Genomic DNA, 23,209 nt, shown 5'->3' with positions numbered 1-23,209 from the left:
CGCACTGATGAAGCCTGCAATGAAAACGATGCGTTGGCTGCTTGCCTTGCTGACCTTGCAAGGCGGCGTAGCGGCCGCGAATCAGCCCTGCCCCAGCCCGGACGAGCACTGCCCGCTGGTGTCTTCCTTGCTGTCCCAGCGCGAGGGCTACGGCGCCAAGGCCACGGGCGGCCTGGGCGGGAAATTCATCGAAGTCACCTCGGATCAGGACTCGGGGCCGGGCACGCTGCGCGCCGCGCTGGCGCAAGCCAAGAAAGGGCCGACGTGGATTCGTTTTGCATCCGACATGACCATCGTGCTGGACAAGCAGTTGCGCGTGCCGTCCAACACCACCATCGACGGGCGCGGCAAGCGCGTCACCTTGATCGATGATGGCCTGGGCGTGTACGGCAGCCAGAACGTGATCCTGACGCATCTGACGATCGATGGCCGCCTGAACCGGCTGACGCAGGCGGTGAACGTGGCCAATGGCAGCCGCGATGTGTGGGTGGACCATATGGATCTGTCGCGCATGTCCGACCGGCTGCTGAACGTGAAGAACGGGTCCACCGATGTGACGATTTCGTGGACCAAGTTTCACAATTCGAACAAGGTCATGCTGCTGAACAACATTACGTCGAAGAATCTGTTCCAGAACTACGACCGTGATTCGATCGCGCGCGTGACGTTGCATCACAATTACTTTTTCAATACGGTGCAGCGCAATCCGCGCGGCCAGTTCGGCACCTTCCATCTGTTCAACAACCTGCTTGAAAACTGGGATTTCTACGGCATGAGCTTCAGCCTGGAAGCCCGCGCGCTGGTCGAAGGCAATATTTTCAACAACACGGTCCAGCGCAAATGCGTGGAGCCGGCGTTCTTTCCGACGGTGGAAGGCATCAACGTCAACTACTGCCATTACATCCCCATCGCCGCGCAGCGCAGCGCGCTGGCCAATGGGGAGTCGGATCGCGGCGCGTATGAAAAATTGAAGTCGCAGCATGGGTACACGCGCGACTACAAGGCGTTCCTGCGCCTGAAAGACAATCTGTACCTGGGCGATGCGAAGCCGGTGTTGCAAGACTATCGTCCCGAGGACGCGCCCACGCCGCCGTATTGCTATGGGTATGAACGTCCCACCCCGGAACTGGCTCAAAAGATTCGTGATTTCGCCGGCAATACCAGTGGCGATACGCCCTTGCCCTCGTCACGTATCGGCTCGGGTTGCGGCGCAAAGCCGTAACCCGCCACCCCTGCCGGAAAAAAACTGTCCACGCTGAGAGACACTGCGCCCGCCGTCCCCCGATGATTGCAAAGCCCTGTGCTGCAATAGACGTAACAACGTTTACAAATTCGTCCCGCCAAGGACGAGGGGACAGCAATCATGAGTCAAACACCACGCTACCAGCGTCGTCCGGAGGGATCGAACTGGGGTGATTTCGGGCAGGACGACCAGCTGGGCACGCTGAATCACCTGGACAGCCAGGCCCGTCTGGCCGCCGTCGCCGAGATCAAGACGGGGCTTTCCTTTTCACTGAGCTTGCCCTTGACCGTGCCGCGCGCACCGGTGCTGAATCCGCGCCGCAAGGGGCCGTCGATCGTGCCCGCCGAGAAGAATGGCGTGCCGGTGTACCGGTACCCGCTTGCGCTTGACGTGCCGGGCGCCACCGACGTCGTCAGCGACGATCGCGTCACGCTGTCGCCGCAGTATTCCACGCAGTGGGACGCATTGGGCCATGTGGGGTCGATGTACGACGCCCACGGCACCGGCCAGCCGCAGCCCACGGGCTACAACGGCTACACCGTCAGCGAGCCGGGCGGCGACCCCTTCACCGGTACCGAAGACCTGTCCATCGCACCGATGGCGCGCCATGGCATTCAGGGACGCGGCGTGATGGTGGACCTGCGCGCCCGTTTCGGAGATGAGCGCCGCAAGGTGTCGTACCGCGACCTCATGGATGTGATCGATAGCGACGGCGTGCAGGTGCGGCCGGGCGATGTGCTGTGCCTGCATACCGGGCTGGCCGATCTGGCGTTGAGCCTGCGCGACGATGAACAGGAACGCCTCAAGACCAGCTGCTGCGTGCTCGATGGCGCGGATGCGCAACTGCTGGCCTGGATCAAGGACAGCCGTATCGCCGCCATCGCCGCCGACAACCACGCCGTGGAACTGCGCAATCATCAACTGGATGCCGACACCGGGCCGCTGCTGCCCTTGCATGAACAATGCCTGTTCAAGCTGGGGCTGCCGCTGGGCGAGCTCTGGCACCTGACCCCGCTGGCGCAATGGTTGCGCCAGCATGGCCGGCACGCCTTCTTCCTGACCGCCGCACCGATGTACGTGCCCGGTCTGGTCGGCGCGCCGGTCAACCCCATCGCGACCGTCTGACCCTGTCAGGCGGATCGCGCAACGATCCATGATTATTAATTGACTATCCCCGTCGGGGATTTGTGAGGAGCACACATGAAGAAGAACCGTCACGCGGCCTTGGCCGCCTTGCGCCCGCTGGTTGCAGCCATCGGTATGGTCAGCGCCTTGGGCGTCGCCCAGGCCGCTGGCTATCCCGACCAGCCGATCACCCTGGTGGTCCCCTATTCTGCCGGCGGCGGCGCTGACAATGCCGCGCGCATCATCGCGCAAGGCATGGGCGAAGTGGCGGGCCAGAGCGTCGTGGTCGAGAACAAGGGCGGCGCCAGCGGCTCCATCGGCGCGGCGTTCGTGTCGCGCTCCAAGCCGGATGGCTACACGGTGCTGTTTGATGCGTCCGCTTTCTCGATCAACCCCGTGCTGCGCAAGCTGCCCTACGACGCCAAAAAGGATTTCGTGCCGGTGTCGCAAGCGGTCAGCGTGCCCAACATCCTGGTGGCCGCGCCCGGTTCCGCCTTCAACAACCTGCCGGACTTCATCAAGGCCGCGCGCGCCAATCCTGGCAAGTACACCTTTGCGTCGTATGGCCCCGGCAGCCTGGCGCAGATGGCGGCCGAACTGCTCAAGAAGGATGCCGATGTGAACGTGGTGCACGTGCCTTACAAGGGCGGCGCGCCGGCCATCGTGGACGTCATGGGCGGACAGGTCGATGTGTACTTCGCCAACGCTGCCTCCAGCCTGAACTACGTCAGCGGCGGCAAGCTGAAGGCGCTGGCCGTGTCCTCGGCCAAGCGCATGCCGGAGCTGCCGAACGTGGCCACGGTGGGCGAAGCCGGCATCAAGAATTTCGACGTGGTGGAATGGAACGGTTTGTTCCTGCCCGCTGGCGCCAGCCCCGAGGTGGTCGCCAAGTTGCAGGACCTGGTGCAAAAGGCGCTGGCGCGTCCCGACACGCGCGACAAGCTTGCCAAGCTGGGTTTGACGCCCGTGGGTAGCAGCGCGGCCGACTTCGCCAAATTCGTCGACGCAGAACAGGTCCGTTGGGCCGAGGTCGTGAAAGCCAACAACATCACGGTGAACTGATGCACCGCCGGGGCGCGGGCGCTTGGCCCGTTGCCCCGGTTGTGCTTGAACAGGGAGATGCACACGATGAGCCGGGAAGAAGACTTCGAGCGCGGGCTGGCCAACCGCCGCGCCGTGCTGGGCGATGAATGGGTGCAGCGATCGCTGGACCGCGCCACCACGTTCACCGCCGATTACCAAAACATGATCACGCGTTACGCCTGGCACGATATCTGGAGCCGGCCGGGCCTGCCGCACAAGGCGCGCCGCATGATGGTGCTGGCCGTGACCTTGTCGCTGGGCCGTTGGGAAGAGTTCGAACTGCACGTGCGCGCCGCGCTGACCGCTACCGACGCGTCGCGCCTGACGCCCGACGAACTCAAGGAAGTGCTGTTGCAAAACGCGATCTACGCGGGCGTGCCGGCGGCCAATACGGCGTTCAATCTTGCGCAGAATATCCTGCGCGAAGTGGCGGCGCAGATAGGCTATGACCTGGCGGCGGCGGATCCGCGGCAAGCGGATCTGTTTGGCGCGGATTCCCAGCCGTAGCCGGTGCGGTGGATGCGTCGCTGCTGGCGCCTGCCGGCGCGGCGGGCGGCTCATCCGTCCCGAAGCGCCCGCCCAGGGCCAGATGCAGGTTCACGCGCTGCACCAACCTTTCGGCGCGTACGTGCAGCAGATCGCTCTGGACGCGCAGCGCGTCGCGCTTGCGCTGCAATACGTCAAAGTCGTCGAACTGGCCGATCTGGCGTTGCACCTGGGCCAAGGCCAGCGCGCGGCGGCTTTCGGCATATTGGCGTTGTATCGATTGCTCGCGCATCGCCAGCTGTTGCTCGCCCGTCAGGCCGTTTTCAACCTCGCCCATCGCGGTAAGAATGGCGCGCGCGTACAGCGCCAGGGCTTCCTGCTGTTGCTCGGTGCGCAATTCCAGCGTGATCTGGCGGCGGCCCGCATCGAACAAGGGCCAGGCCAGCGACGCGCCGACCGGGTAGACCCAGCTTTGCATGCTGGTCGCAAGACCGGAATAGTCTTTGGTGAAACGGCCCGCGCCGGCGAAGATCGAAATCGTGGGCAGGCGCGCCGCCTTCGCTTCCTCGGCCCCGTAGTACGCCGCCACCAGGCGTTCGCGCGCGGCCACCAGGTCGGGCCGGCGGTCCAGCAGCGACAGGGGCAGCCCGGGCGCCAGCGGCGCGGGCGAATCGGGCATGGGTTCGTTCGCGTCGGCGACGCCTGCGGGATAGCGACCCAGTATCAATTCCAGCGCGCGCAGCGCCTGCATCCGCGCCAGTTCACGTTGGGCAACCACGTCCGCGGCGGCGGCCACTTGCTCTGACCACTGCGCAACTTCCACTTCGCCGACCTTGCCGATGCGGCGGCGATACTCGATCAGCTTGAGTTGTTCGCCGGTCATGGTTTGCAGATCGCGGGCCAGCGCCAACTGAGCGCTGGCTTCCAGCGCCGCGAGCCAACTGCGGGCCGTCAATGCGCCGATGGATTGGCGGGCGTAGGCGTAGTCCGCTTCCGAGGACCGGTAGCCCGCCATGCCCGCGAGCTTTTCGGCGCGCGCCCTGCCCCACAAGTCGATCTCCCAATTCATCAGCACCGCGTAACCGTTGGCTGAAAACGCGCTGCCGGGCGTCGGGTCTGTGGCCGCGCGTGCGCCGATGCCGACCGTGGGCAAGAGCGATGCGCCCGCCAGCCGGGCCTGATGCGCCGCCTGCTGCATGCGGCTGGCCGCGACACGCAAGTCCACGTTGTTGGCCAGGGCTTCGTCGATCAACGCCTGCAACGTGCCCGACTGCGGAAAGCCGGCCCACGCGGGCTCGAAGGCGGCGGCTTGCGCGCTGGTCACCCACTGCGGCGGCACCTGCGTACCGGCCATGGCGTCCTTGACCATGGCGTCGTCCGCCGGCCGGTCCAGGTTGGCGCAGCCCGCCATCGCGGCGGCCACGCAGGCCGTCGCCAGAAGTCGGGAAAACGGGATCAGGGGCGCGGACATAGGGGGCCGGTCAGTGAAGCTTCAGAACCAGATAGTCGAGCTTGGCTGACACGCGGAAAATGACTTTGCGCACCATGTGCAGCGCTCGCAGGCTTTCCGTGTAGATCGCGGCGTTGCCTCGCGCGCCCATCGCCAACACCACGTCCTGCGGCGTATCCAGGTCGATGCGCACCGCGTACTGCATGGGCGGCGCGGCGCTGGCGCCCTCGGACGTGGTTCCCGGCAATGCGCCAGAGGCCAGGAACTGGCCTTGCGAGGTCGCCCACACGATGGAATCGACGTTGCCTTTGAACACGTGGCCCGGCACGGTGCGCAAGGACACCTCCACTTCGTCGCCCGGCTTGACCTTGGTCAGCTGGTTCTGGTCGAAGAACGCAATGACCTGCTGCGTGGTTTCGACGAACGACATGATGGGGCGCAGCGGTATCGCGGCGGCGTAGGAGCCCACGCGTGCTTGCAGGTTGATGGCGTAGCCGTCGGCGGGGGCGTACAGGGTCGTCTGTTCCAGCTCCCACTTGGCGTTGTCCAGTTCTGCCTTGACCTGGGCTACGGCGGCCTGGTCGCCTTCATACATCGCGCCGATGCTCAAGCGGATTTTCTGCTCGGCCTCGCGCGCGGCTTCCAAATTGGCCTGCCGCACTTTCAACTCGCTCTGATAGCTCTGCACGTCGTATTGGCTGCCCGCGCCGCGTCCGGCCAGGGCGGTGCTCTGGCGCAGCCGCATGCGCGCCAGATCGACCTGCGCCAACGCCGCCGCCGTCATGGCCTTGGCGGCGGACAGATCGGTGTCCAGCGATTGCTGGGTGGCTTGCGCATCGACGAGCTTCGCTTCCAGTTGCCGCAGCTTCAGCCGATAGGGTTCGGCGTCCAGGCGCAGCAGCACGTCGCCTTTCTTGATGAGCCGATTGCCCTCGACGGCAATCTCCACCACGCGCCCGGTCACGCGAGGAACGATCTCGACCACGTAATTGACCACGCGCACTTCCGAAGACGAGGGCGTGACGACGTTGATGATCAGGATAAGCGCAGCCAGGCCGGCCGCGCCTATCGACACCACGCCGACCTGCGACTGGATATTCCACGGCAGCAGCTTGAGCTTGATGAAGATGAGCCACACCAACCCGCCGTAGACGACGGCAATGAGTTCAAGCATTCAAACCTCCTGGGCCAGTCCGGCCCCAAAGCTGTCCCGCTTTGGGGCACATGCCGCACGTGCGTCGCGGAACGCCCCGGCGATCAACCGTCTGTTCGGGATGGGTGGGGCGGTATATCGGGAGCAGGGTCGGCGGCGGGGGCGGGCGCCTCGGGAAGGACATAGCCGGACGGGCGTTCCGGTTCTCGTTCCCAGGGGTAGTGGTCATGCTTGTCGCGGCCATACGCCAACTGATAGCCGATGGGTTTGGTGTGCGCCCACAGCCAGGCAAAGGGCCACAACATCCCGCCGAACGCGAGCGATAACAGGCACAGCGATTTGATGGCTTCGGCTTGCGGATGATGTTTCTTTTCCGCGATGACTTCCGGCAAGACGTGCAGCTTCCAGAATATCCAGATCGCGAGAATGGGAACCATCACCAGGACCACCCAGACCAGCACATCCGCGATGGCGTCTTCAAGATGACCGGCTGCCGCGTGCCCGGCGCAGGGCAGCGTCGTCCCGACGATGGCCAAAGACATGAGCCAACCGCGCCCTAAGCGGGATATAGACATTTCGCGCCCCTTTTCCCTGTGGGATGCCGATCATTCAGCGCGTCGCCGGGGTGGCTTCTTGCGAAAAATGTGAATTTATTTTCGCTAGTGACGGGCTGATGTGTCCATGCTAATTTCGGCAATATGTTGTCAGGTCCACGCAGTCGGCGCCTCTACGGGGAATCAGATGGATCTTCATCATTTCAAGTCGTTCGATTCGTATGCCGACGCGATTTTCGACGCCGATGCCCGGATATTTCTTTTAGGCTCGGGAGCTGGCGATTGGACAATCAACCGTTTTGATATTGATGGGCTCAAGCTCCAGCACGGGCGGGCCGCCGTCTCGAATATCTGCGAGGTTGTATGCCGGTCCACGCACCTGACGCTGCTGTTGTCGCATCCCGCGCCCTCTCAGAGCTGGTTGAACGGCGTGCCCTTGAATGCGGCGTCGCTGGGCGTGCTGGCGCCGGGCAAGGGTTATGTGTTTCGCGCGGCGGGGCCAACCGAATGGATGAGTCTGTCGCTGCCGATCGATGCCGACGTGTTCAACGGCGTCGGCCTGATGGCGCAGACGCTGCGACGATGGCGTAGTGCGGGCGGCATGGAGAAAACAGATCCCCTGCAATGGAGCGCGCTGCGCGAAGCCGTGCTGATGGCGATGACTCCGGACTGTCCCCCGGGTACGGGCCGCCGTTTCATCGAGCGCAGGCTATTCGACCTGATCGCCAGCCGCGCGCCCAACGATCAAAGCAAGGGACGGCCTTCGTCCTCCTTGTCGGGGCTGTGCGACGCCACGCTGGCGCTATTGCGCGAACGAAATGAACGCGCCCAGGTCGACGACCTGCGCCGCGGCCTGAAAATAAGCGAACGCAGTTTGCGCGGCTTTTTCCAAACCTGTTTCGGCATGGGCCCGGGGCATTATCTTTGCCTGCGTAAGCTGCACGACGTGTATTGGGATCTGGCTTCCGGGACGGATGAGCGAATGACGGTGGCGGACTGTTTCTTGCAGCATGGCTATGCCTATTCCACCCATTCCGCCGCGCAATACCGGGCGCTTTTCCTGGAAACACCTTCCGCCACGCGCCAGCGGCTGCATCCGCGCCAGCAGCATGCAGCCCTTAAACACCAGCGCGCGCGTACCCCTATCCGAACCTGACGATTTTTCGCCGGAATCATCATGGACGCCCGCCCAAGTCTCGGAACACAATTTCCGTTGACCGAGCCAAGGGAGCCCCATGATGAAAGCAAAAAAAGACATCGCGCAGGATGAAGCCGATAACGCGGCCCCTGACACCGACGCGCCGCCCGATGCGCGTTTGTCGAGCAAAAAGTACGAACGCGAACTGGCGCGGCTGCATGTTGAATTGGTGAAGCTCCAGCAATGGGTCGTGCATACCGGGGCGAAGATCTGCGTTCTGTTCGAAGGACGCGATGGGGCCGGCAAGGGCGGCACCATCAAAGCGCTGACAGAAAGGGTAAGCCCGCGCATATTTCGGGTGGTGGCGCTGCCCTCGCCGACGGAACGCGAAAAGACGCAGATGTACCTGCAACGCTATCTGCCGCATCTGCCAGCGGCCGGCGAGATCGTCATCTTCGACCGCAGTTGGTACAACCGCGCCGGCGTGGAACGCGTGATGGGATTCTGTACGGAAAGCCAGGCCAAGGTATTTCTCAAAGCCGTTCCGCTGGTCGAAAGGGCCATCGTCGATTCAGGCGTGATCCTGCTGAAATATTGGCTGGAAGTCAGCGAGGCCGAGCAGACGCGCAGGCTGCGCGCGCGTATTCACGATGAGCGCAAAATCTGGAAGCTGTCGAAACTGGATCTGGATTCATACAGCCACTGGTATGACTATTCCCGCGCGCGCGACGATATGTTCGAGCAGACGGATACCGGCTTTGCGCCATGGTTCGTCGCCGATTCCAATGACAAGAAGCGGGTGCGGCTGAACATCATCAGCCATTTTCTCCAGAGCATCCCGTATAAGGCGCCGCCCCGCGCGAAGATCACGCTGCCCAAGCGGCAAAAGCGGCAAGGCTATCGCGAGCCGACGCGCGAGGTCAGGAACGTGCCACGACTGTTCTAGACGCCGTCGGGGCCGCGCGGGTGGTATCTTGTGTCTGTTTTTTTATTGACGCATCGATTGCCGCCCCGCCCCATGTCCGACCACGCTCCACCCGCGCAGCCCACCCCTTCCGACGAACCGCAAGCCATCCACCGGCCCTTCGTCCAAAACCTGGGCACGCGGCGCATGCTGCATTTCACGCAGAAGGAAATCCAGAGCAGCATGTCGCTGCTCAATCCTGATGCGCTGGAAATCGAATACACGCGGATGATGATGGGCTTCGTGCTGTTCAACCCCGAGCCCGCGCGCATCCTGATGGTGGGGCTGGGGGGCGGCTCGCTGCCCAAGTTCTGTTATCGCTACCTGGCCGGCGCGCAGATCGAGGTGGTAGAGATCGATCCCGCCGTCATCGCGCTGCGCGAAGCGTTCATGGTGCCGCCCGACAACGACCGCTTTCGCGTCGTAGAGGCGGATGCCGCCGATCACTTGCGTGATTTGTCGGACTACGCCGATGTGATATTCCTGGATGGCTACGGCGTGGGCGGCATTCCCGATGCGCTATGTTCCGAAGCCTTCTATGCCGATTGCCACCGCGCGCTGCGCGATGACGGCATCCTCGTCATCAACTATCACGTGAACCATCCCATGCATCACGAGTACCTGGCGCGCGTGCGCGCCTCGTTCGGATCGGCGATGTTTGAAGTAGTCGACGACGACATGACCAACAGCGTTGTCTTCGCCTGCAAGGGGGATTTGTTGAACGACCCGGCCGCGGCCGAACTGAAGCGCCCCGCCGCCATCCCCCGCGACGCTTGGCGTCAGCTGATGCCGACGCTGCGCGTCATCGGGGCCACGCTAGAGCTCAGGTAGCGGCGCGGACCACCACAGGAATGGATTTGTAGCTGGGCGTGCCGCTTTGCTTGTCCTGATAGTCAAGCGGGCAAAGATTGTTGGCTTCCGGGTAGTACGCGCCCACGGATCCGGGCGCGATGTCGTAGGCGATGGCGGTCAGTCGCAGGCGGCGGTGCGATTCGCCGGCCAGGCCCGTGCTGATGTCCACGTCGTCGCCGTGTTCGATACCGTGCCGCGCCATGTCCGAGGCGTTCATGAACAGCACGTCGCGCCGCCCGAAGACGCCGCGATAGCGGTCGTCCAGCCCGTAGATCGTGGTGTTGTACTGGTCGTGGCTGCGCAGCGTGGTCAGCCTGAGCGTGTCCGGCGCGCCGGCGGGATCTTCGCGCAGTCCCTTGAACGGCAGGAATTGCGCTTTGCCCGACGGCGTCTTCCAGATGCGTTCGGTGGGCGGCAGCGACAGGCGAAAACCGCCCGGCTTCAGGATCCGTTCGTTGTAGCCGCGAAAGTCGGGATAGACCTGTTCGATCAGGTCGCGGATGCGCCCGTAGTCTTGCACCAGGTGCAGCCAGGGCACGCGGCTGCGCGGCAGCGTGGCGGCTGCCATGGCGGCGATGATGGCGGGCTCGGAACGCAGATGTTCCGAGGCCGGCGTCAGCTTGCCGCGCGATGCATGCACCATCGACATGGAATCCTCGACCGTGATGGATTGCGCGCCGCTGGCCTGCACGTCGCTCTCGGTGCGGCCCAGCACGGGCAGGATGATCGAATCGCGGCCAATTAGCAGGTGCGAGCGGTTCAGCTTCGTGTTCATGTGCACGGCAAGGTCCAGCCGGCGCATGCCGACCGCGCATTGCTCCGTGTCTGACAGGGCCATCGCCAGGTTGCCGCCCAGGCAGATCAGTGCGCGCGCGGATCCCTCCACCATGGCCTTCATGGCGTCGACGGCGTCATGCCCGTGGCGCTCGGGCGGCCGAAAGCCGAACGTCTTCTCGAAGTTGTCGAACATCACGGGATCGATTTTTTCCGTGATGCCCACGGTGCGATTGCCCTGCACGTTCGAATGCCCGCGCAAGGGGCAGATGCCGGCACCCGGCTTGCCGAAGTTGCCGCGCATCAGCAGCAGCGCCGCGATCTGCTGCACGTTGTCGGTGCCGCGCGCGTGCTGGGTGATGCCCATGCCGTAGGTGACGATGGTGGCGTGCGATTTTGCATAAGCCGCCGCCACCGCCTCCAGATCCGCCCGCTTCAATCCACTGGCGACTTCGATGTCGTGCCAGGCGGTGTCGTCCAGGTCCTGCACGTAGGCGTCAAAGCCTTGCGTGTGTTGCGCAATGAAGTCGTGATCGAGCGCGCCAGGCGCTGCGCGGTCCGCATCGACCAGCGCTTTCATGATGCCCTTGAGCGCCGCCGCGTCGCCGCCGACCTTGACCTGATAGTAGGTGGATGCGATGCGGGTGGAGCCCAGCGTTCCCATCTCGATCGGGTTTTGAGGATCGGCGAAGCGTTCCAGCGCGCGTTCGCGCAGGGGGTTGAACACGATGATGGGTACGCCGCGCCGCGCGCATTCGTGCAGGGTGCCCATCATGCGGGGATGATTCGTGCCCGGGTTGTGGCCCATCGAGATGATGAGGTCGCAGGTGTCGAAGTCGTCCAGCGACACCGTGCCCTTGCCGATGCCGATGGCTTGCGGCAGCCCGACACTGGTGGCCTCGTGGCACATGTTCGAGCAGTCGGGAAAATTGTTGGTGCCCAATTCGCGCGCAAACACGCTGAAGAGAAACGCGGCTTCGTTCGAGGCGCGGCCCGACGTATAGAACTCGACCGTGTCCGGATCCGGCAGGGCGGACAAGGTGGCGCCGATGCGGGCAAACGCCGCATCCCAGTCGATGGCCCGATAGGTGTCGCTGGCGGCGTCGTAGGCCATGGGGTGCGTCAGGCGGCCGGCGTCTTCCAGGTCGTGATCGCTCCAGGTCAGCAGCTCGGAGACGGTATGCGCGGCGAAGAATTCAGGCGTGACGCGCTTCTTCGTGGCTTCCCACGTCACGGCCTTGGCGCCGTTCTCGCAGAATTGGAAGGTGGACGATGGCGCTTTGTCGGGCCACGCGCAGCCCGGGCAGTCAAAGCCGTCGGGCTTGTTGGCGCGCAATAGCAGTACCGGCGCTTCGGCGATGCGCATCTGGTCGGCGACTGCCTGCGCCGTGGCCTTGAGTGCGCCCCAGCCGCCCGCGGGTGCGTCGTAGCGGTGGATGCCGGTCAGGTTGCGAGGCTTCATGCAAATCTCTTTATCGAATTGGAAAGGCGATTCATGCGCGGGCAAACGCCAGCGGCCCTGTGCGAATCGGCAAGCATGCCGCGCGCGGGGATCCATGAATCGTCAGCGCGCTTTATTTTTTGCGCGCCACGAATAGGGGACTTTTTAAATCGTTTCGGCTGAATAGCGCGTGTCGCGGTCCACCGGGTGATATTTCCAATTGTTTCAAAAATATTCATTTGCTTATAATGCGCGCTCGATTCAATAACGATTAGATGCTTTGCCACCGCCGGCGCGGTGAGGGAGCAGGAGAAAGAGATGTTGAACAAAGTCGTGAAGATGGGTGCGTTGGCCGTGTTGGCCACGGCAATTTCCGGTTGCGCCACCGAGCGCTCGCAGGCGTTGGCGGTTCCGGCCGTGCAGGCGGCCAGCAAGCCCTATCAAGGCGTGCGCAGCCCGATCTCGGTTGGCAAATTCGATAACCGCACCAATTATCTGCGCGGCGTGTTCTCGGACGGCGTCGACCGTCTGGGTGGCCAGGCCAAGACCATTGTGATCAGCCATCTGCAACGCAGCGGTCGGTTCCAGGTGATGGACCGCGACAACCTCTCCGAAATCGCCCAGGAAGCCGGGTTCAACAAGAAGGCCAGCCAGATCAAGGGCGCGCGCTATGTGGTCACCGGCGATGTCACCGCTTTCGGACGCAAGGTCACGGGCGACCAGCAATTGTTCGGCATCCTGGGGCGCGGCAAGGAACAGGTCGCCTATGCCAAGGTCGATCTGAACGTGGTGGACGTGTCGAGTTCCGAAGTGGTGTATTCGGCATCCGGCGCGGGCGAGTACAGCCTGTCCAACCGCGAAGTCATCGGCTTTGGCGGCACCGCCAGCTATGACTCGACCTTGAACGGCAAGGTGCTGGACCTGGCCATCCGCGAGGCGGTCGACCGCTTGGTCGAAGGTATCGAACAAGGCGCCTGGCAGCCTTCCGCCAATTAAGGAGAGCTTCCATGTTGAACCTACAGGCGATTCGTCGCCCGGCGATTCGTCGCCCGGCGACGCTTGCGCGCGCCGGACGCGGTTTGGCGGTAGCCGCCACCGTGGGCCTGCTCAGCGCATGCGTGCAGCAGCCCAAACCCATGTACAGCTGGCAGGCCTATCAGCCGTCCGTCTATGCCTATCTGAAGGAAGACGGCTCGGATAGCGCCGTGCAGGCGCAGGCGTTGGAAAAGAATATCGAGACCGCCCGTGCGGCCAATGTCGAGTTGCCGCCGGGGTTCCGCGCGCATCTGGGCATGCTGTACCTGAAGATGGGCGACGGTGACAAGGGCGTGGAACAGCTGCAAGGCGAGAAGGTGGCGTTCCCGGAATCCGCGCCGTTCATGGACTTTCTGATGCGCAACGTCGGCAAGCCCGCGCTGGCCACGGCCGCGCAGCCGCAGGCGGCCAACGCGCCCGCCGCCCCGTCCCCGGCGTCCGTCGACGCTGCCGCCGAGAAGAAAGGATCGTGATGAAGACTCGATTGTTCCGCACCGGCCTGCTGGCCGCCGTCGCCATGCTGGCAGGTTGCGTCGCGCCGCAGCAGCATGTGGACTACACCGCGTTCCGCGAAAGCAAGCCCGCGTCGATCCTGGTGCTGCCGCCGCTGAACACGTCCGTGGATGTGGCGGCCACGGCGGCCGTGTTGTCGCAGGCCACGCGGCCGCTGGCAGAGTCCGGCTACTACGTGATTCCCGTCGGCGTCATGGACGAAACCTTCAGGCAGAACGGCTTGAATTCCCCGGACGAGATCCACGGCTTGCCGGGCGCCAAGCTGCGTGAGATCTTCGGCGCCGACGCCGCGTTGTATATGACGGTCAAACAGTACGGATCGAGCTATGCCGTGCTGTCCAGCAACGTCACGGTGGCGATCGACGCCGAACTGATCGACCTGCGCAACGGCGCCAAGCTGTGGACCGGCTCCAAGCAGGTGGTGCAGGCCAGCAACAGCAGCGGTGGGCTGATCGGCATGCTGGTCCAGGCCGTGGTGGACCAGATCGTCAACACGCTGTCCGATCGCAGCTACGGCGTCGCCGGCATGACGAACAACATGCTGCTCAGTGCCGGCCAGCCCGGCGGCATCCTGTACGGGCCGCGTTCACCGCGATACGACACGCAATAAGCGGCGCGTCTTCAATCCCAGGCCGCGGCCAGTCCTTCCGGGCTGACTTCGCGGCCATTTCTTTCCAGCGCCGCGATCTGCGCCATGTCCTCGTCGCTCAGGCGCAGCTGCTGGGCCAACAGATTGCTGGCCAGGTTTTCGCGCCGCGTCGATGACGGAATCACGGAATAGCCCAGCTGCATCGCCCAGGCCAGCGCTACCTGCGCGGGCGTGGCCTGATGGCGCGCGGCGATCTGCTGGATCACCGGGTCCTTGAGCACCCGGCCATACGCCAGCGTCATGTAGGACGTGACGTGGATGCCCTGTTCCTTCAGGAAGGCGGTCAGCGCGGCGTTTTGCAGATACGGGCTCAGTTCGATCTGGTTGGTGGCGATGGCGTCGCGGCCCACGGCGGCGATCGCGGCCCGGGTCTGCGCGATGGGAAAGTTCGAAATGCCGATCTGGCGCGTCAGGCCTTGTTCGCGCGCGTCGGCCAGTGCAGTCATGAATTCATCGACGGACACGCCGTTGTCCGGCGCGGGCCAGTGGATCAACGTCAGGTCCACGTAGTCGGTGCGCAGCTTGGCCAGGCTGTCCCTGAGGCTGGGCGCGAGCTTCTCGCGGCCATAGTTGGGCACCCAGATCTTGGTGGTGATGAACAACTCGTCGCGCGGCACGCCCGATTCGGCGATGGCCTGGCCGACTTGTGCCTCGTTCTCGTAAATTTGTGCGGTGTCGATGGCGCGGTAGCCCAGTTCCAGCGCGTTGCGCACCGAATCGATGACGACCTGGTCTTGCAGCCGGAACGTGCCGACGCCAAAACGGGGAATGCTCATGTAAAACTCCGAAAGCGGGATGAAGAACCGGGCGGCAATGGCCCGGGAATGCAGTCAGTGTGCCCGCCGGATACTTGCTAAAAAAGCCCTATATCGGCGAAATACTTTTGATATAACGTCAAATATGAAAACCACACTCGACGAAATGCAGGTCTTTATCGCCGTGGTGGACAGCGGTTCCATCACCGCTGCCGCCGACGTGCTGGGCCAGACCATCTCCGCCACCAGCCGCACGATGAGCCGGCTGGAAGAAAAGCTGCAAACCACCTTGATGCGCCGGACCACGCGCAGGCTGGCGCTGACCGAAGAAGGCCGCGCCTATCTTGAGCAAGTGCGCCGCATCGTGGCGGCGGTCGAAGAAACCGAAGACCTGATGAACGTGCGGCGCAATCAGCCCGCAGGGTTGCTGCGCGTGGACGCGGCCTCGCCATTCATGCTGCACGTGATCGCGCCGCTCGTGCCCGGCTATCGCAAACGCTACCCGCAGGTCGAACTGGAACTGAACAGCAACGAAGGCAATATCGATCTGCTGGAGCGTCGGACAGACCTCGCCATCCGCATCGGACGGCTGAAGGATTCGTCGCTGCACGCGGTGCCGGTGGGCCATAGCCGCGTGCGCGTGCTGGCCAGTCCGGCCTACCTGGCGCAACATGGCGTGCCCAAGCGGGTGGCGGACCTGGCGCGGCACACGCTGCTGGGATTCAGCCAGCTGGAATCGCTGAACGAATGGCCGCTGCTCGATGCCGACGGCCAGGCCCTGCACGTCAAGCCCGGCGTGCGCGCGCACAGTGGCGAGACGCTGCGGCAGTTGGCGCTGAACGATGGCGGCATCGTCTGCCTGTCGGACTTCATGACGCGCGGCGACCGCAGGTCGGGCACGTTGCATCAGGTGCTGGTCCGGCAGACCCAGGACGTCAAACAGCCGATCAACGCGGTGTACTACCGCAACACCGCGATCTCGTCGCGCATCAAATCGTTCATCGACTACCTGGTGGAACACGTCGGGCCGCAAGGATTCGAGGAGTAGCTCGGTGAGAGATGTGTCCAATGGAGACATCGTCGTCAGTCGCGCCGGGGGCAACCTTATACTGCCCCCGTTTTGATTCTTGATCGCCCTTATTCCCATGAGCATCTTCTCCCGCTTCTTCGGCCGCAAGGAAGAGTCCACCGACGCGCGCGCGCTGGCAGCCAATCCCGACATCGAAAACCCGCTGAGCCTGCAAGTGCTGTTCGCGCAGCCTCTGGCGCTCGATGAGGACGGCTTCACCGATGCGCTGCGCGCCTACCATCCCTCGATGAGCGAGGCGCGCGCTGAAATCGCGCCCGACATGCAAGAGGTGCTGGGCCTGGCAGGCTGGGGTGAACATGTAGTGCGGCTCGTGGGCTTTAACGCGCCTTACCCGAAGGATTCGCTGGAAGTGTGCGTGGCGACGTCGCATTACCCGGCGACGGTCAAGGACGAAGTGCGCGCGCACACCAGCCACATCATCCTGTACTACGGGGGCGAGGCCACCGACCCGCTGGAGCAGTACGTCGCGCTGGCCGCCGTGGCGGGCGCGTTGACGGGATTTGGCGCGATGGCCGTGTTGAACGAGCACGCGCACACGTCGCTGCCGGCCGGCGTATTCGATGCCGAGTCGCTGGGCGAGGAAAGCCTGGAACTGCTGCGCGCGCTGCCGCTGAACATGCTGTATTGCGGCTTTGTGAAGTATGAAGTCGATGGCGTGGACGGGGTGTGGATGCGCACCTATGGCGCCGACGTGTTCGGCTTGCCCGACTTCGCGGCGCTGGCCCGCAGCCATGATGAAGGCGAGTATTACTCGAACATGTTCAACAACATCATGGGATACATGCTGGAGAGCGGCGCGGAACTGGCCGCCGGGCACACCATGCAGATTGGCGAGAACGCCTATATGAAGCTGCGCGAGCCCGCCCGGGAAGAGTATTTCCTGGACGGCCCCGCGCAGGTGCTGGTCGCCGAGATCATCACGGCGGACGAGATCAACGCGCCGCAATAACCGCACGGCTGCCGGACGCGGGCCACACCCGCAGGCCCAGCGCCAGCGCCGCCGCGCCTGCCGCCACCAGCGTCACGCCGGTCCAGCCCCAGTGCGCCAACGCCAGGCTGCCCAGTGCGCCGCCAGCTGCCATGCCGACGAACACACCCGTCATCAGGATGGCGTTCAGGCGGCTGCGGGCGGCCGGGTCAATGCCATAGACGATGCTTTGATGCGCGATCAGCGAGGTCTGGATGCCCAGGTCGAAGCCGATGGCGCTGCCCCCGATTAACCAGAGCGCGGCATGCGGCGACAGAAAGGGCAGGAAGATCATGGCGGCGAACGACACCATCGTCAGTCCCGCGCCCAGGCTGGCCACCGCCAGGGGGCCACGCGTGTCGGCCACGCGGCCGGCCAGCGGCGCGGCCAACGCACCCGCCGCGCCGGCCAGGCCGAACGCCCCGGCCGCGCCTGCGCCCAGATGGAAGGGGGCGCCATGCAGCATCACCGCCAGGGTCGACCAGAACGCGCTGAAACCCAGCGACAGCAGGCCCTGCGCGGTGGCGGCGCGGCGCAGGCTGGGGTGTTGGCGCCACAGCGTCGCCAGCGAACCCAGCAGCGCGGCGTAGGACAGTTGCGCGGTCGGCACGAAGCGCGGCAGGCCGCGCCACAGCGCAGCGCCCAGCGCCACGATGGTGACGGCGGCGGCCACGAACATGGCGCGCCAGCCAAATTGCTCGGCCACGAAACCGCTGACCACGCGCGACAACAGGATGCCCAGCAACAGGCCGGTCATGACCGTGCCGACGATCTTGCCGCGTTGCTCGACGGGCGCCAGGTGCGCGGCGGCGGGCACGATGTCCTGCGCCAGCGTGGCTGACAGGCCCACCACGAAACTGGCGGCCAGCAGCACGCCGATGGACGGCGCGACGGCAGCGGCCAGCAGCGCCAGACTCAGAACGGCAGCCTTGATGAGGATGATGCGCTTTCTGTCATGGCGGTCGCCCAGCGGGGCCAGCATCAGGATCCCGAAGGCATAGCCCAGCTGCGTCAGGGTGGGAATCCAGCCCAGCGTTTCGGCGCTGGCGTGGATGTCCGCGCCCAGCACGCCCAGCATCGGCTGGCTGTAATACAGGGAGGCGACGGACAGGCCGGCGCCTATCGCCAGAAGAAAGACGAGGCCGCGCGACAAGGCGGTGGTGGAAGTGTGGGATGACATGATGGGGTGTCCGAAAGATCTTGTACGGAGCAGATTCTGTGCGCCGGCCCCCTCTTTTGGTAGCCGACTTGCGGGTACATCGGTTATACGATTGGCGTATGACCACCTCAGCCCGCACCTCCGCCGCCGCCACCGCTGCCGCCACCGACCGCCTGCTGCTGATCGAAACGTTCGTGCGCATCGTCGAGGCAGGCAGCCTGTCGGCCGCCGCCGCGCAACTGGGCGGCACGCAACCCACCGTCAGCCGCCGCCTGCAATTGCTTGAGCGCACGATGGGGGTGCGGCTCTTGCAGCGATCCACGCACGCCATCCGGCTGACCGAAGACGGCCAGCGCTGTTATGAGCGCGCCAAGGATCTGATCGCCACCTGGCAATCGTTCGAAAGCGAGGTGCGCGGCGCGGGCGACGAGCCCATCGGGACGTTGCGGGTGGTGGCGCCGCACGCGTTCGGCCAGGATCAGTTCGTCCTGCCGCTTGCCTGCTATCTGCGGAAGTATCCGAACATGCGCGTCGAGTGGCTGCTGCATGACCGCATGCCCGACCTGATCGCCGAGAACGTCGATTGCGCCATCCGCGTCGGCGCGGTGACCGACCCGTCCGTGATCGCGATCAAGCTGGGCGTCGTGCCCCGCATCGTGATTGCGTCACCCGAGCTGTTGCAGGGCGCACCCGTGCCGCAGCACCCCGAAGAGCTGGCGCGCCTGCCCTGGCTGGCGCTGCGCACGTTCTATCGCACCGAGGTCAGCCTGACGCATTGCGCGACGGGCGACACGGAGCGCTTCGGTATCCAGCCGCGTCTGTCGACCGACGGCCTGCAAGCCTTGCGCAAGGCCGCCGTGCTGGGCCTGGGCGTGGGGCTGGGTTCGGCCTGGGCCATGCAAGAGGATCTGGCCGCTGGCCGGCTGGTACACGTGGCGCCCGAATGGCGCGCGGATCCGCTGCCGGTGTTCCTCGTGTACGCACCGTCGCGCTTCCAGCCGGCGCGTTTGCGTCGATTCATCGAGATCATGCGCGAACATCTGCCGGTGGAGTTGGGCGGCGGCTGAACTCAAAAGCGAGGCGGCAACGCGTCAGGCGCTTGCCGCTTCGTACACCAGCGTCGCCAGCGTCAAGTCTTCCAGCGCGCTGCCCACGGCCTTGAATACCGTGATCTCTTCATCGTTGCGTCGCCCCGGGCGCTGGCCTGTGGTCAATTGATGCAGGTCGCCCTGGATGGCCTCGCGCGTCAGCACGCCGGCCTCGAAGGCGGCCAGCAGGTCGCCGGACTTGGTGGGCGCTTCGTCGGTATCCACGTAGACGGTCGCACCGTCAAAGCAGGCCGGGTCCGTCTCGCGCATCTCGGGTTTGAAGCTGCCGATCAGGTCCAGGTGGACGCCCGGCCGCAGCCATTCTCCGCGTATCAAGGGCACGGTCGATAGCGTGGCGCAGCTGATGATGTCGGCCTGGCGCGCGGCGGCTTCCAGGTCGGTCGTGGCTTCGGCGTCGAAGCCTTGTTCACGCAGGCTTGCCGCCAGTGCCTGGGCGCCGGCCTCGCGCACGTTCCACACCACCACGCGCTGGATCGGCCGCACTTGCCGCATGGCTTGGGCCACCAGACCCGCGATGCGGCCGGAACCGACGATCAGCAAGTTGCTGGCGTCCTTCCTGGCCAGATAGTCGGCGCCCAGCGCTGCCGCGCCCGCCGTGCGGAAAACGGTGATGACGTCGCCGTCCACCTGGGCGACGGGTACGCCGGTCGTGGCGCTGTAAAGGTTGTAGGTGGCGTGCAACCCCGGCAAGCCCAGATGCGTGTTGTCGGGAAAGATGTTGATGATCTTCACGCCGAAGTAACCGCGATCGCTCCAGGCCGGCATGATCAGCGTCGTGCCGTGGGCCGTGCCGGATTGGATCGCGTGGACGTGGCGCGCGGGGACGGTGGCGCCCTCGCGGAAAGCCGCGCGCAAGGCGTCGATGACGGCCTCGAAGGACAGAGCGGCGCGGGTTTGGTCGGTGTCGATAAAGCGCATGAAGGGCTGCCTGAAGAATTGATCGATCTGAAAGGGCAGCAAGCAGTCTAGCAGCGCGCGCGGCGCGCGATGAAGAGGCACGGCCTATGCCGATCCGGCGATCTGGCCCGTGGATGCGCGATGATTCGCAGCGGCGGCAAGCGCCGCCGGACAGAAGCCGGCCACCAACGGCGCGGCGGCGGGGGCGAGGCTTGCGCGAGGGGCCAGCGCGGGCAGCAGTTCCGCGCGGCACGGGCGCCCATACAGCCAGCCCTGACCGGTCGCTTCGGGTGCGCGCTGCAAGACATAGCGCGCCTGCTCTTCGGTCTCGATGCCTTCGACGATGACGTAGATATTCAAGCGTCGCGTCATGTCGAAGACCGAGTCCAGCACGGTGGCCGCCCAATCGTTCGCGCTGACCCAGCGGATCATCGAGCGGTCCAGCTTCAGGCCGCTGACGCCCCACGTAAGCAGGTTGCTCAGGTTGGCGTAGCCGGTGCCGAAGTCGTCGATGACCACGCGAAAGCCCGCTTGCAGGTAGCGCGCGATCAGCGTGCGCGGATCATCCACCACGAACGCCAGCGACTCGGTGATCTCAAGCACGATCCTGTCGGGAGACACGCCGAATTCGCGCGTGATCTCCTGCATGAAATCGGCGAAGGACAGATCCTCGATATCGCGGGGCGTCACGTTGATGCTGCAATAGAATCCGCCCGCTTCGCGCAGCGCGGCTTGCAGGTCGGTCAAGGTGGCGCGCACGATGTGCCGGGTCAGCGCGCGTCCCAGGCCGGTCGCTTCGGCCCACGCAAAAAACGTTTCGGGCGGGACCGCGCCCCAGGTCTCATGCGTCCAGCGCGCCAGCGCCTCGACCCCGACCGTACGGCCCGATGACATGTCCACCAGGGGTTGGTACACGACGTGGATATGGCCACGCCGCATAGCGCGCTTGATCCGGCGTCGCACGCCGGGCGCACCGCTGGACCAGCGGTACAGCAGCAGACTGAGCAGCATGCCGCCAAACGCGCCCGCCAGCGCGGGCACCACGATATCGCCTGCGGGATGCATGGCTGCTTCGCTGAAAAGCGCGCGCGGCGCGGGGCTGTATGCGCCCACGGCAACGCCCAGCACAGCGCCTGCCAGCACAAGCAATAAGAAGTACGGCAGGCAAGGGCGCATAAACCGGTGAGATATTGTCATGGAGCCAACGAAAAAGAAGAGCAACGAACGCGGCGGAGAGACGAAGCAATGAAATTCTTGAACCGCCGACCGGCATGCGCGGGGTGACCATCCGGACACGTTGAACCACTGTGCGAAAACAGGTGAACGCGCTCTAACTAATTCGCATCGAAAGGCTCGCTTGTTGCAGCCTTGACGTTAATTTGCATTTGATTTGGACGTACATTTGCGAGCGTCGGCAGGCCCGCAACAATCGGTTATAGGTATCCCGAAAATTTATGTATCTGTGTGTTTTCCCACGCGTATACTCCGCAGCAAGGTTCAGCCCCCGAGATGCTGTCTTTGCGGCAAGGCCGCTGACCTGAATGGCGAACGACATGCCAAGAGAATTTTCCGCCCGTCTGGGTACCGTGGAATCCGAACTCAGGGCGCTGTGGCTACAGGCCCAGGCGGGGGATGAGGGCGCCTATCGGGACGTATTGGGCCGTATCGCAAGGCTGCTTCGCGCCTATCTGCGTCGGCGCATGGGCGGTTGGCAGGACGATGTCGAAGACCTGGTCCAGGAATGCTTGCTGGCCTTGCACCTGCAACGCGCCAGCTATGACCCGGCCCAGCCGCTGTCAGCATGGGTGTATGCAATCTCTCGTCACAAGCTGATTGACTTTTGGCGTAGAAATCGGCGCTATGGTGCCCTTAACGATTCGATTGATGACATCGATGAATTGCTTCTTGCAGGCGAGCCTGAGGAAACGTCATCGCATGTAGATCTGGCCCGCCTGTTGGCAGTATTACCGGACGCGCAGCGACGGGCCATTGAATTGACGAAGCTGGAAGGATTGAGCGTGGCGGAAGCGGCCACGCGGAGTGGAATGACCGAGGGCGCCATCAGGGTTCAGGTGCATCGCGGATTAAAAAAATTGAGCCTGCTCGTGAAGGTGGTCATATAGTGAAAACAGAGGACTTCATCGATTTTCTCGCCACCGGCGCCGGCCCCGCGCCGGCATTCAATATGTCCTTGAAGTTCCGCGCCGCCTTGCTCGCCGGGCTGGCCGCCAGCCTGGGCATGGGCCTCGTCGCCAACGGCATGGCGTCCGGCTCGCTGCCCTCGTTCGTGCGTTGGTCCAAGCTGGTCTACGCGATGTCGGTGCTGACCTTTGGCTGGGTCCTGCTCAAGCAATTGGCTCGGCCGCTATCCGATGTCAGAGCATCCCTGTGGGGCTTGCTGCTCGTAGTGTTGGTAATGGCGGGATTCGGTGTTTCCGACCTGACGGCTGCATCCTCCGATCAATACGACGACCTGCTGCGGGGCCACACCTGGTTGATGTGCTCCTTGTCGATCCTGCTGTTCTCCTTGCCCGCATTGGCGGCCGCGTTGTGGATGTTGCGTTCGATGGCGCCCACCCGGCTGCGGCTGGCTGGCTTTGCCGCCGGGATCTTCGCCGGCGCGCAAGGCGCCCTGGGTTATTGCATTGTCGGCCCTGATGATTCACCGCTATTCGTGGCCATTTGGTACACGTTGGGAATCGCATTGAGTGGCTTGCTTGGCATGCTGCTGGGGCCCCGCATACTGCGCTGGTAAGCGCGAGGCGCACCTCG

General features: G+C 64.3%; 23 protein-coding genes. 15 read left to right on the top strand and 8 right to left on the bottom strand.

Features of this window, described 5'->3' with window-relative positions; genetic code table 11:
• The first annotated feature begins 7 nt into the window (after positions 1 to 7).
• The 4 genes from API01S_RS21605 to API01S_RS28945 all read left to right on the top strand — a co-directional run bounded on the left by API01S_RS21605 (position 8) and on the right by API01S_RS28945 (position 3,958).
• Positions 8 to 1,222 carry a pectate lyase family protein gene (locus API01S_RS21605; RefSeq protein ID WP_061306117.1) on the top strand — a complete coding sequence of 405 codons (1,215 nt, stop codon included), beginning with the start codon at positions 8 to 10 and terminating at the stop codon, positions 1,220 to 1,222.
• Between the two features lie 141 nt (positions 1,223 to 1,363).
• A complete protein-coding gene (locus API01S_RS21600) occupies positions 1,364 to 2,368 on the top strand; it encodes a cyclase family protein (RefSeq protein WP_006216917.1) in 1,005 nt (334 codons plus the stop codon).
• A 75-nt stretch (positions 2,369 to 2,443) separates the two neighbouring features.
• Positions 2,444 to 3,430 carry a Bug family tripartite tricarboxylate transporter substrate binding protein gene (locus API01S_RS21595; protein ID WP_061306116.1) on the top strand — a complete coding sequence of 329 codons (987 nt, stop codon included), beginning with the start codon at positions 2,444 to 2,446 and terminating at the stop codon, positions 3,428 to 3,430.
• A 66-nt stretch (positions 3,431 to 3,496) separates the two neighbouring features.
• Positions 3,497 to 3,958, top strand: a complete 462-nt coding sequence (locus tag API01S_RS28945) for a carboxymuconolactone decarboxylase family protein (protein ID WP_039883767.1) — start codon at positions 3,497 to 3,499, stop codon at positions 3,956 to 3,958.
• Here API01S_RS28945 and API01S_RS21590 read toward each other — a convergent pair.
• The 3 genes from API01S_RS21590 to API01S_RS21580 all read right to left on the bottom strand — a co-directional run bounded on the left by API01S_RS21590 (position 3,849) and on the right by API01S_RS21580 (position 7,082).
• Positions 3,849 to 5,408 carry a TolC family protein gene (locus tag API01S_RS21590; RefSeq protein ID WP_061306115.1) on the bottom strand — a complete coding sequence of 520 codons (1,560 nt, stop codon included), beginning with the start codon at positions 5,406 to 5,408 and terminating at the stop codon, positions 3,849 to 3,851. The genes API01S_RS28945 and API01S_RS21590 overlap by 110 nt on opposite strands.
• 10 nt (positions 5,409 to 5,418) lie before the next feature.
• Positions 5,419 to 6,561, bottom strand: coding sequence for an HlyD family secretion protein (locus API01S_RS21585; protein WP_061306114.1), 1,143 nt, complete (start codon positions 6,559 to 6,561; stop codon positions 5,419 to 5,421).
• A gap of 83 nt (positions 6,562 to 6,644) precedes the next feature.
• Positions 6,645 to 7,082, bottom strand: coding sequence for a DUF3302 domain-containing protein (locus API01S_RS21580; protein ID WP_084802473.1), 438 nt, complete (start codon positions 7,080 to 7,082; stop codon positions 6,645 to 6,647).
• Positions 7,083 to 7,281: 199 nt separating this feature from the next.
• On the opposite strand from API01S_RS21580, the gene API01S_RS21575 reads away from it, so the two are divergent.
• The 3 genes from API01S_RS21575 (at position 7,282) to API01S_RS21565 (ending at position 10,027) form a co-directional block, all read left to right on the top strand.
• Positions 7,282 to 8,250, top strand: a complete 969-nt coding sequence (locus API01S_RS21575; protein WP_061306113.1) for a helix-turn-helix domain-containing protein — start codon at positions 7,282 to 7,284, stop codon at positions 8,248 to 8,250.
• 82 nt (positions 8,251 to 8,332) lie between these two features.
• A complete protein-coding gene (gene ppk2, locus API01S_RS21570) occupies positions 8,333 to 9,178 on the top strand; it encodes a polyphosphate kinase 2 (RefSeq protein ID WP_084802481.1) in 846 nt (281 codons plus the stop codon).
• Between the two features lie 72 nt (positions 9,179 to 9,250).
• The gene (locus API01S_RS21565) at positions 9,251 to 10,027 is read left to right on the top strand and encodes a fused MFS/spermidine synthase (protein WP_061306111.1); all 777 of its coding nucleotides are present in this window, start codon (positions 9,251 to 9,253) and stop codon (positions 10,025 to 10,027) included.
• On the opposite strand, the gene API01S_RS21560 is transcribed toward API01S_RS21565, so the two are convergent.
• The gene (locus API01S_RS21560; protein WP_061306110.1) at positions 10,020 to 12,284 is read right to left on the bottom strand and encodes an FdhF/YdeP family oxidoreductase; all 2,265 of its coding nucleotides are present in this window, start codon (positions 12,282 to 12,284) and stop codon (positions 10,020 to 10,022) included. The two genes, API01S_RS21565 and API01S_RS21560, sit on opposite strands and share 8 nt — an antisense overlap.
• A gap of 297 nt (positions 12,285 to 12,581) precedes the next feature.
• Between API01S_RS21560 and API01S_RS21555 the strand changes: the two genes are divergently transcribed.
• The 3 genes from API01S_RS21555 to API01S_RS21545 are packed head-to-tail and all read left to right on the top strand — an operon-like array spanning position 12,582 to position 14,421.
• Entirely contained in the window at positions 12,582 to 13,259 is a 678-nt protein-coding gene (locus tag API01S_RS21555) for a CsgG/HfaB family protein (RefSeq protein WP_039882617.1), read from the top strand.
• Positions 13,260 to 13,270: 11 nt separating this feature from the next.
• Positions 13,271 to 13,771 carry a DUF4810 domain-containing protein gene (locus tag API01S_RS21550; RefSeq protein ID WP_050728204.1) on the top strand — a complete coding sequence of 167 codons (501 nt, stop codon included), beginning with the start codon at positions 13,271 to 13,273 and terminating at the stop codon, positions 13,769 to 13,771.
• Entirely contained in the window at positions 13,771 to 14,421 is a 651-nt protein-coding gene (locus tag API01S_RS21545) for a DUF799 domain-containing protein (RefSeq protein ID WP_061306109.1), read from the top strand. The genes API01S_RS21550 and API01S_RS21545 overlap by 1 nt, the downstream gene beginning before the upstream one ends.
• Before the next feature lie 11 nt (positions 14,422 to 14,432).
• On the opposite strand, the gene dkgB is transcribed toward API01S_RS21545, so the two are convergent.
• Positions 14,433 to 15,236 (bottom strand): 2,5-didehydrogluconate reductase DkgB, encoded by an 804-nt coding sequence (gene dkgB, locus API01S_RS21540; RefSeq protein ID WP_061306108.1) that lies wholly within the window; start codon positions 15,234 to 15,236, stop codon positions 14,433 to 14,435.
• Positions 15,237 to 15,360: 124 nt separating this feature from the next.
• Here dkgB and API01S_RS21535 point away from each other — a divergent pair, with 124 nt between their 5' ends.
• Positions 15,361 to 16,263, top strand: a complete 903-nt coding sequence (locus API01S_RS21535) for a LysR substrate-binding domain-containing protein (protein WP_061306107.1) — start codon at positions 15,361 to 15,363, stop codon at positions 16,261 to 16,263.
• A 97-nt stretch (positions 16,264 to 16,360) separates the two neighbouring features.
• Positions 16,361 to 17,254 carry a DUF4261 domain-containing protein gene (locus API01S_RS21530; RefSeq protein ID WP_006216935.1) on the top strand — a complete coding sequence of 298 codons (894 nt, stop codon included), beginning with the start codon at positions 16,361 to 16,363 and terminating at the stop codon, positions 17,252 to 17,254.
• On the opposite strand, the gene API01S_RS21525 is transcribed toward API01S_RS21530, so the two are convergent.
• Positions 17,238 to 18,452 (bottom strand): MFS transporter, encoded by a 1,215-nt coding sequence (locus API01S_RS21525; RefSeq protein ID WP_061306106.1) that lies wholly within the window; start codon positions 18,450 to 18,452, stop codon positions 17,238 to 17,240. The genes API01S_RS21530 and API01S_RS21525 overlap by 17 nt on opposite strands.
• A 98-nt stretch (positions 18,453 to 18,550) precedes the next feature.
• Between API01S_RS21525 and API01S_RS21520 the strand changes: the two genes are divergently transcribed.
• Positions 18,551 to 19,498: a LysR family transcriptional regulator gene (locus API01S_RS21520; RefSeq protein ID WP_061306105.1), complete on the top strand. Its 948-nt coding sequence runs from the start codon at positions 18,551 to 18,553 to the stop codon at positions 19,496 to 19,498.
• A 24-nt stretch (positions 19,499 to 19,522) separates the two neighbouring features.
• Here the strand turns inward: API01S_RS21520 and lhpI are convergent, their stop codons facing one another.
• Both lhpI and API01S_RS21510 read right to left on the bottom strand, forming a co-directional pair.
• Positions 19,523 to 20,458 carry a bifunctional Delta(1)-pyrroline-2-carboxylate/Delta(1)-piperideine-2-carboxylate reductase gene (gene lhpI, locus API01S_RS21515; RefSeq protein ID WP_039883771.1) on the bottom strand — a complete coding sequence of 312 codons (936 nt, stop codon included), beginning with the start codon at positions 20,456 to 20,458 and terminating at the stop codon, positions 19,523 to 19,525.
• Positions 20,459 to 20,542: 84 nt separating this feature from the next.
• A complete protein-coding gene (locus API01S_RS21510; protein WP_167351731.1) occupies positions 20,543 to 21,502 on the bottom strand; it encodes an EAL domain-containing protein in 960 nt (319 codons plus the stop codon).
• A gap of 476 nt (positions 21,503 to 21,978) precedes the next feature.
• On the opposite strand from API01S_RS21510, the gene API01S_RS21505 reads away from it, so the two are divergent.
• Both API01S_RS21505 and API01S_RS21500 read left to right on the top strand, forming a co-directional pair.
• On the top strand, positions 21,979 to 22,560 hold the full coding sequence (locus API01S_RS21505; RefSeq protein WP_061306103.1) for a sigma-70 family RNA polymerase sigma factor: 582 nt from the start codon (positions 21,979 to 21,981) through the stop codon (positions 22,558 to 22,560).
• Positions 22,560 to 23,192 carry an NrsF family protein gene (locus API01S_RS21500; protein ID WP_061306102.1) on the top strand — a complete coding sequence of 211 codons (633 nt, stop codon included), beginning with the start codon at positions 22,560 to 22,562 and terminating at the stop codon, positions 23,190 to 23,192. Before API01S_RS21505 ends, API01S_RS21500 begins: the two co-directional genes overlap by 1 nt.
• The last annotated feature ends 17 nt before the right edge of the window (positions 23,193 to 23,209 follow it).

The organism is Achromobacter piechaudii NBRC 102461, assembly GCF_001571245.1.
Taxonomy (GTDB): Bacteria; Pseudomonadota; Gammaproteobacteria; order Burkholderiales; family Burkholderiaceae_B; genus Achromobacter; species Achromobacter piechaudii.
This window is presented reverse-complemented; position numbering and strand designations above follow the sequence as displayed.

What these genes read in the sequence shown, in the direction of transcription:
- API01S_RS21595 (WP_061306116.1), top strand. Translation starts at nt 2,444, where the DNA reads ATGAAGAAGAACCGTCACGCGGCCTTGGCCGCCTTGCGCCCGCTGGTT.
- API01S_RS21535 (WP_061306107.1), top strand. Translation starts at nt 15,361, where the DNA reads ATGAAAACCACACTCGACGAAATGCAGGTCTTTATCGCCGTGGTGGAC.
- API01S_RS21590 (WP_061306115.1), bottom strand. Translation starts at nt 5,408, where the DNA reads ATGTCCGCGCCCCTGATCCCGTTTTCCCGACTTCTGGCGACGGCCTGC.
- API01S_RS28945 (WP_039883767.1), top strand. Translation starts at nt 3,497, where the DNA reads ATGAGCCGGGAAGAAGACTTCGAGCGCGGGCTGGCCAACCGCCGCGCC.
- API01S_RS21530 (WP_006216935.1), top strand. Translation starts at nt 16,361, where the DNA reads ATGAGCATCTTCTCCCGCTTCTTCGGCCGCAAGGAAGAGTCCACCGAC.
- API01S_RS21545 (WP_061306109.1), top strand. Translation starts at nt 13,771, where the DNA reads ATGAAGACTCGATTGTTCCGCACCGGCCTGCTGGCCGCCGTCGCCATG.
- API01S_RS21565 (WP_061306111.1), top strand. Translation starts at nt 9,251, where the DNA reads ATGTCCGACCACGCTCCACCCGCGCAGCCCACCCCTTCCGACGAACCG.
- API01S_RS21605 (WP_061306117.1), top strand. Translation starts at nt 8, where the DNA reads ATGAAGCCTGCAATGAAAACGATGCGTTGGCTGCTTGCCTTGCTGACC.
- API01S_RS21555 (WP_039882617.1), top strand. Translation starts at nt 12,582, where the DNA reads ATGTTGAACAAAGTCGTGAAGATGGGTGCGTTGGCCGTGTTGGCCACG.
- API01S_RS21525 (WP_061306106.1), bottom strand. Translation starts at nt 18,452, where the DNA reads ATGTCATCCCACACTTCCACCACCGCCTTGTCGCGCGGCCTCGTCTTT.
- API01S_RS21550 (WP_050728204.1), top strand. Translation starts at nt 13,271, where the DNA reads ATGTTGAACCTACAGGCGATTCGTCGCCCGGCGATTCGTCGCCCGGCG.
- lhpI (WP_039883771.1), bottom strand. Translation starts at nt 20,458, where the DNA reads ATGCGCTTTATCGACACCGACCAAACCCGCGCCGCTCTGTCCTTCGAG.
- API01S_RS21520 (WP_061306105.1), top strand. Translation starts at nt 18,551, where the DNA reads ATGACCACCTCAGCCCGCACCTCCGCCGCCGCCACCGCTGCCGCCACC.
- API01S_RS21575 (WP_061306113.1), top strand. Translation starts at nt 7,282, where the DNA reads ATGGATCTTCATCATTTCAAGTCGTTCGATTCGTATGCCGACGCGATT.
- API01S_RS21585 (WP_061306114.1), bottom strand. Translation starts at nt 6,561, where the DNA reads ATGCTTGAACTCATTGCCGTCGTCTACGGCGGGTTGGTGTGGCTCATC.
- API01S_RS21600 (WP_006216917.1), top strand. Translation starts at nt 1,364, where the DNA reads ATGAGTCAAACACCACGCTACCAGCGTCGTCCGGAGGGATCGAACTGG.
- API01S_RS21560 (WP_061306110.1), bottom strand. Translation starts at nt 12,284, where the DNA reads ATGAAGCCTCGCAACCTGACCGGCATCCACCGCTACGACGCACCCGCG.
- ppk2 (WP_084802481.1), top strand. Translation starts at nt 8,333, where the DNA reads ATGAAAGCAAAAAAAGACATCGCGCAGGATGAAGCCGATAACGCGGCC.
- dkgB (WP_061306108.1), bottom strand. Translation starts at nt 15,236, where the DNA reads ATGAGCATTCCCCGTTTTGGCGTCGGCACGTTCCGGCTGCAAGACCAG.
- API01S_RS21580 (WP_084802473.1), bottom strand. Translation starts at nt 7,082, where the DNA reads ATGTCTTTGGCCATCGTCGGGACGACGCTGCCCTGCGCCGGGCACGCG.
- API01S_RS21510 (WP_167351731.1), bottom strand. Translation starts at nt 21,502, where the DNA reads ATGCATCCCGCAGGCGATATCGTGGTGCCCGCGCTGGCGGGCGCGTTT.
- API01S_RS21505 (WP_061306103.1), top strand. Translation starts at nt 21,979, where the DNA reads ATGGCGAACGACATGCCAAGAGAATTTTCCGCCCGTCTGGGTACCGTG.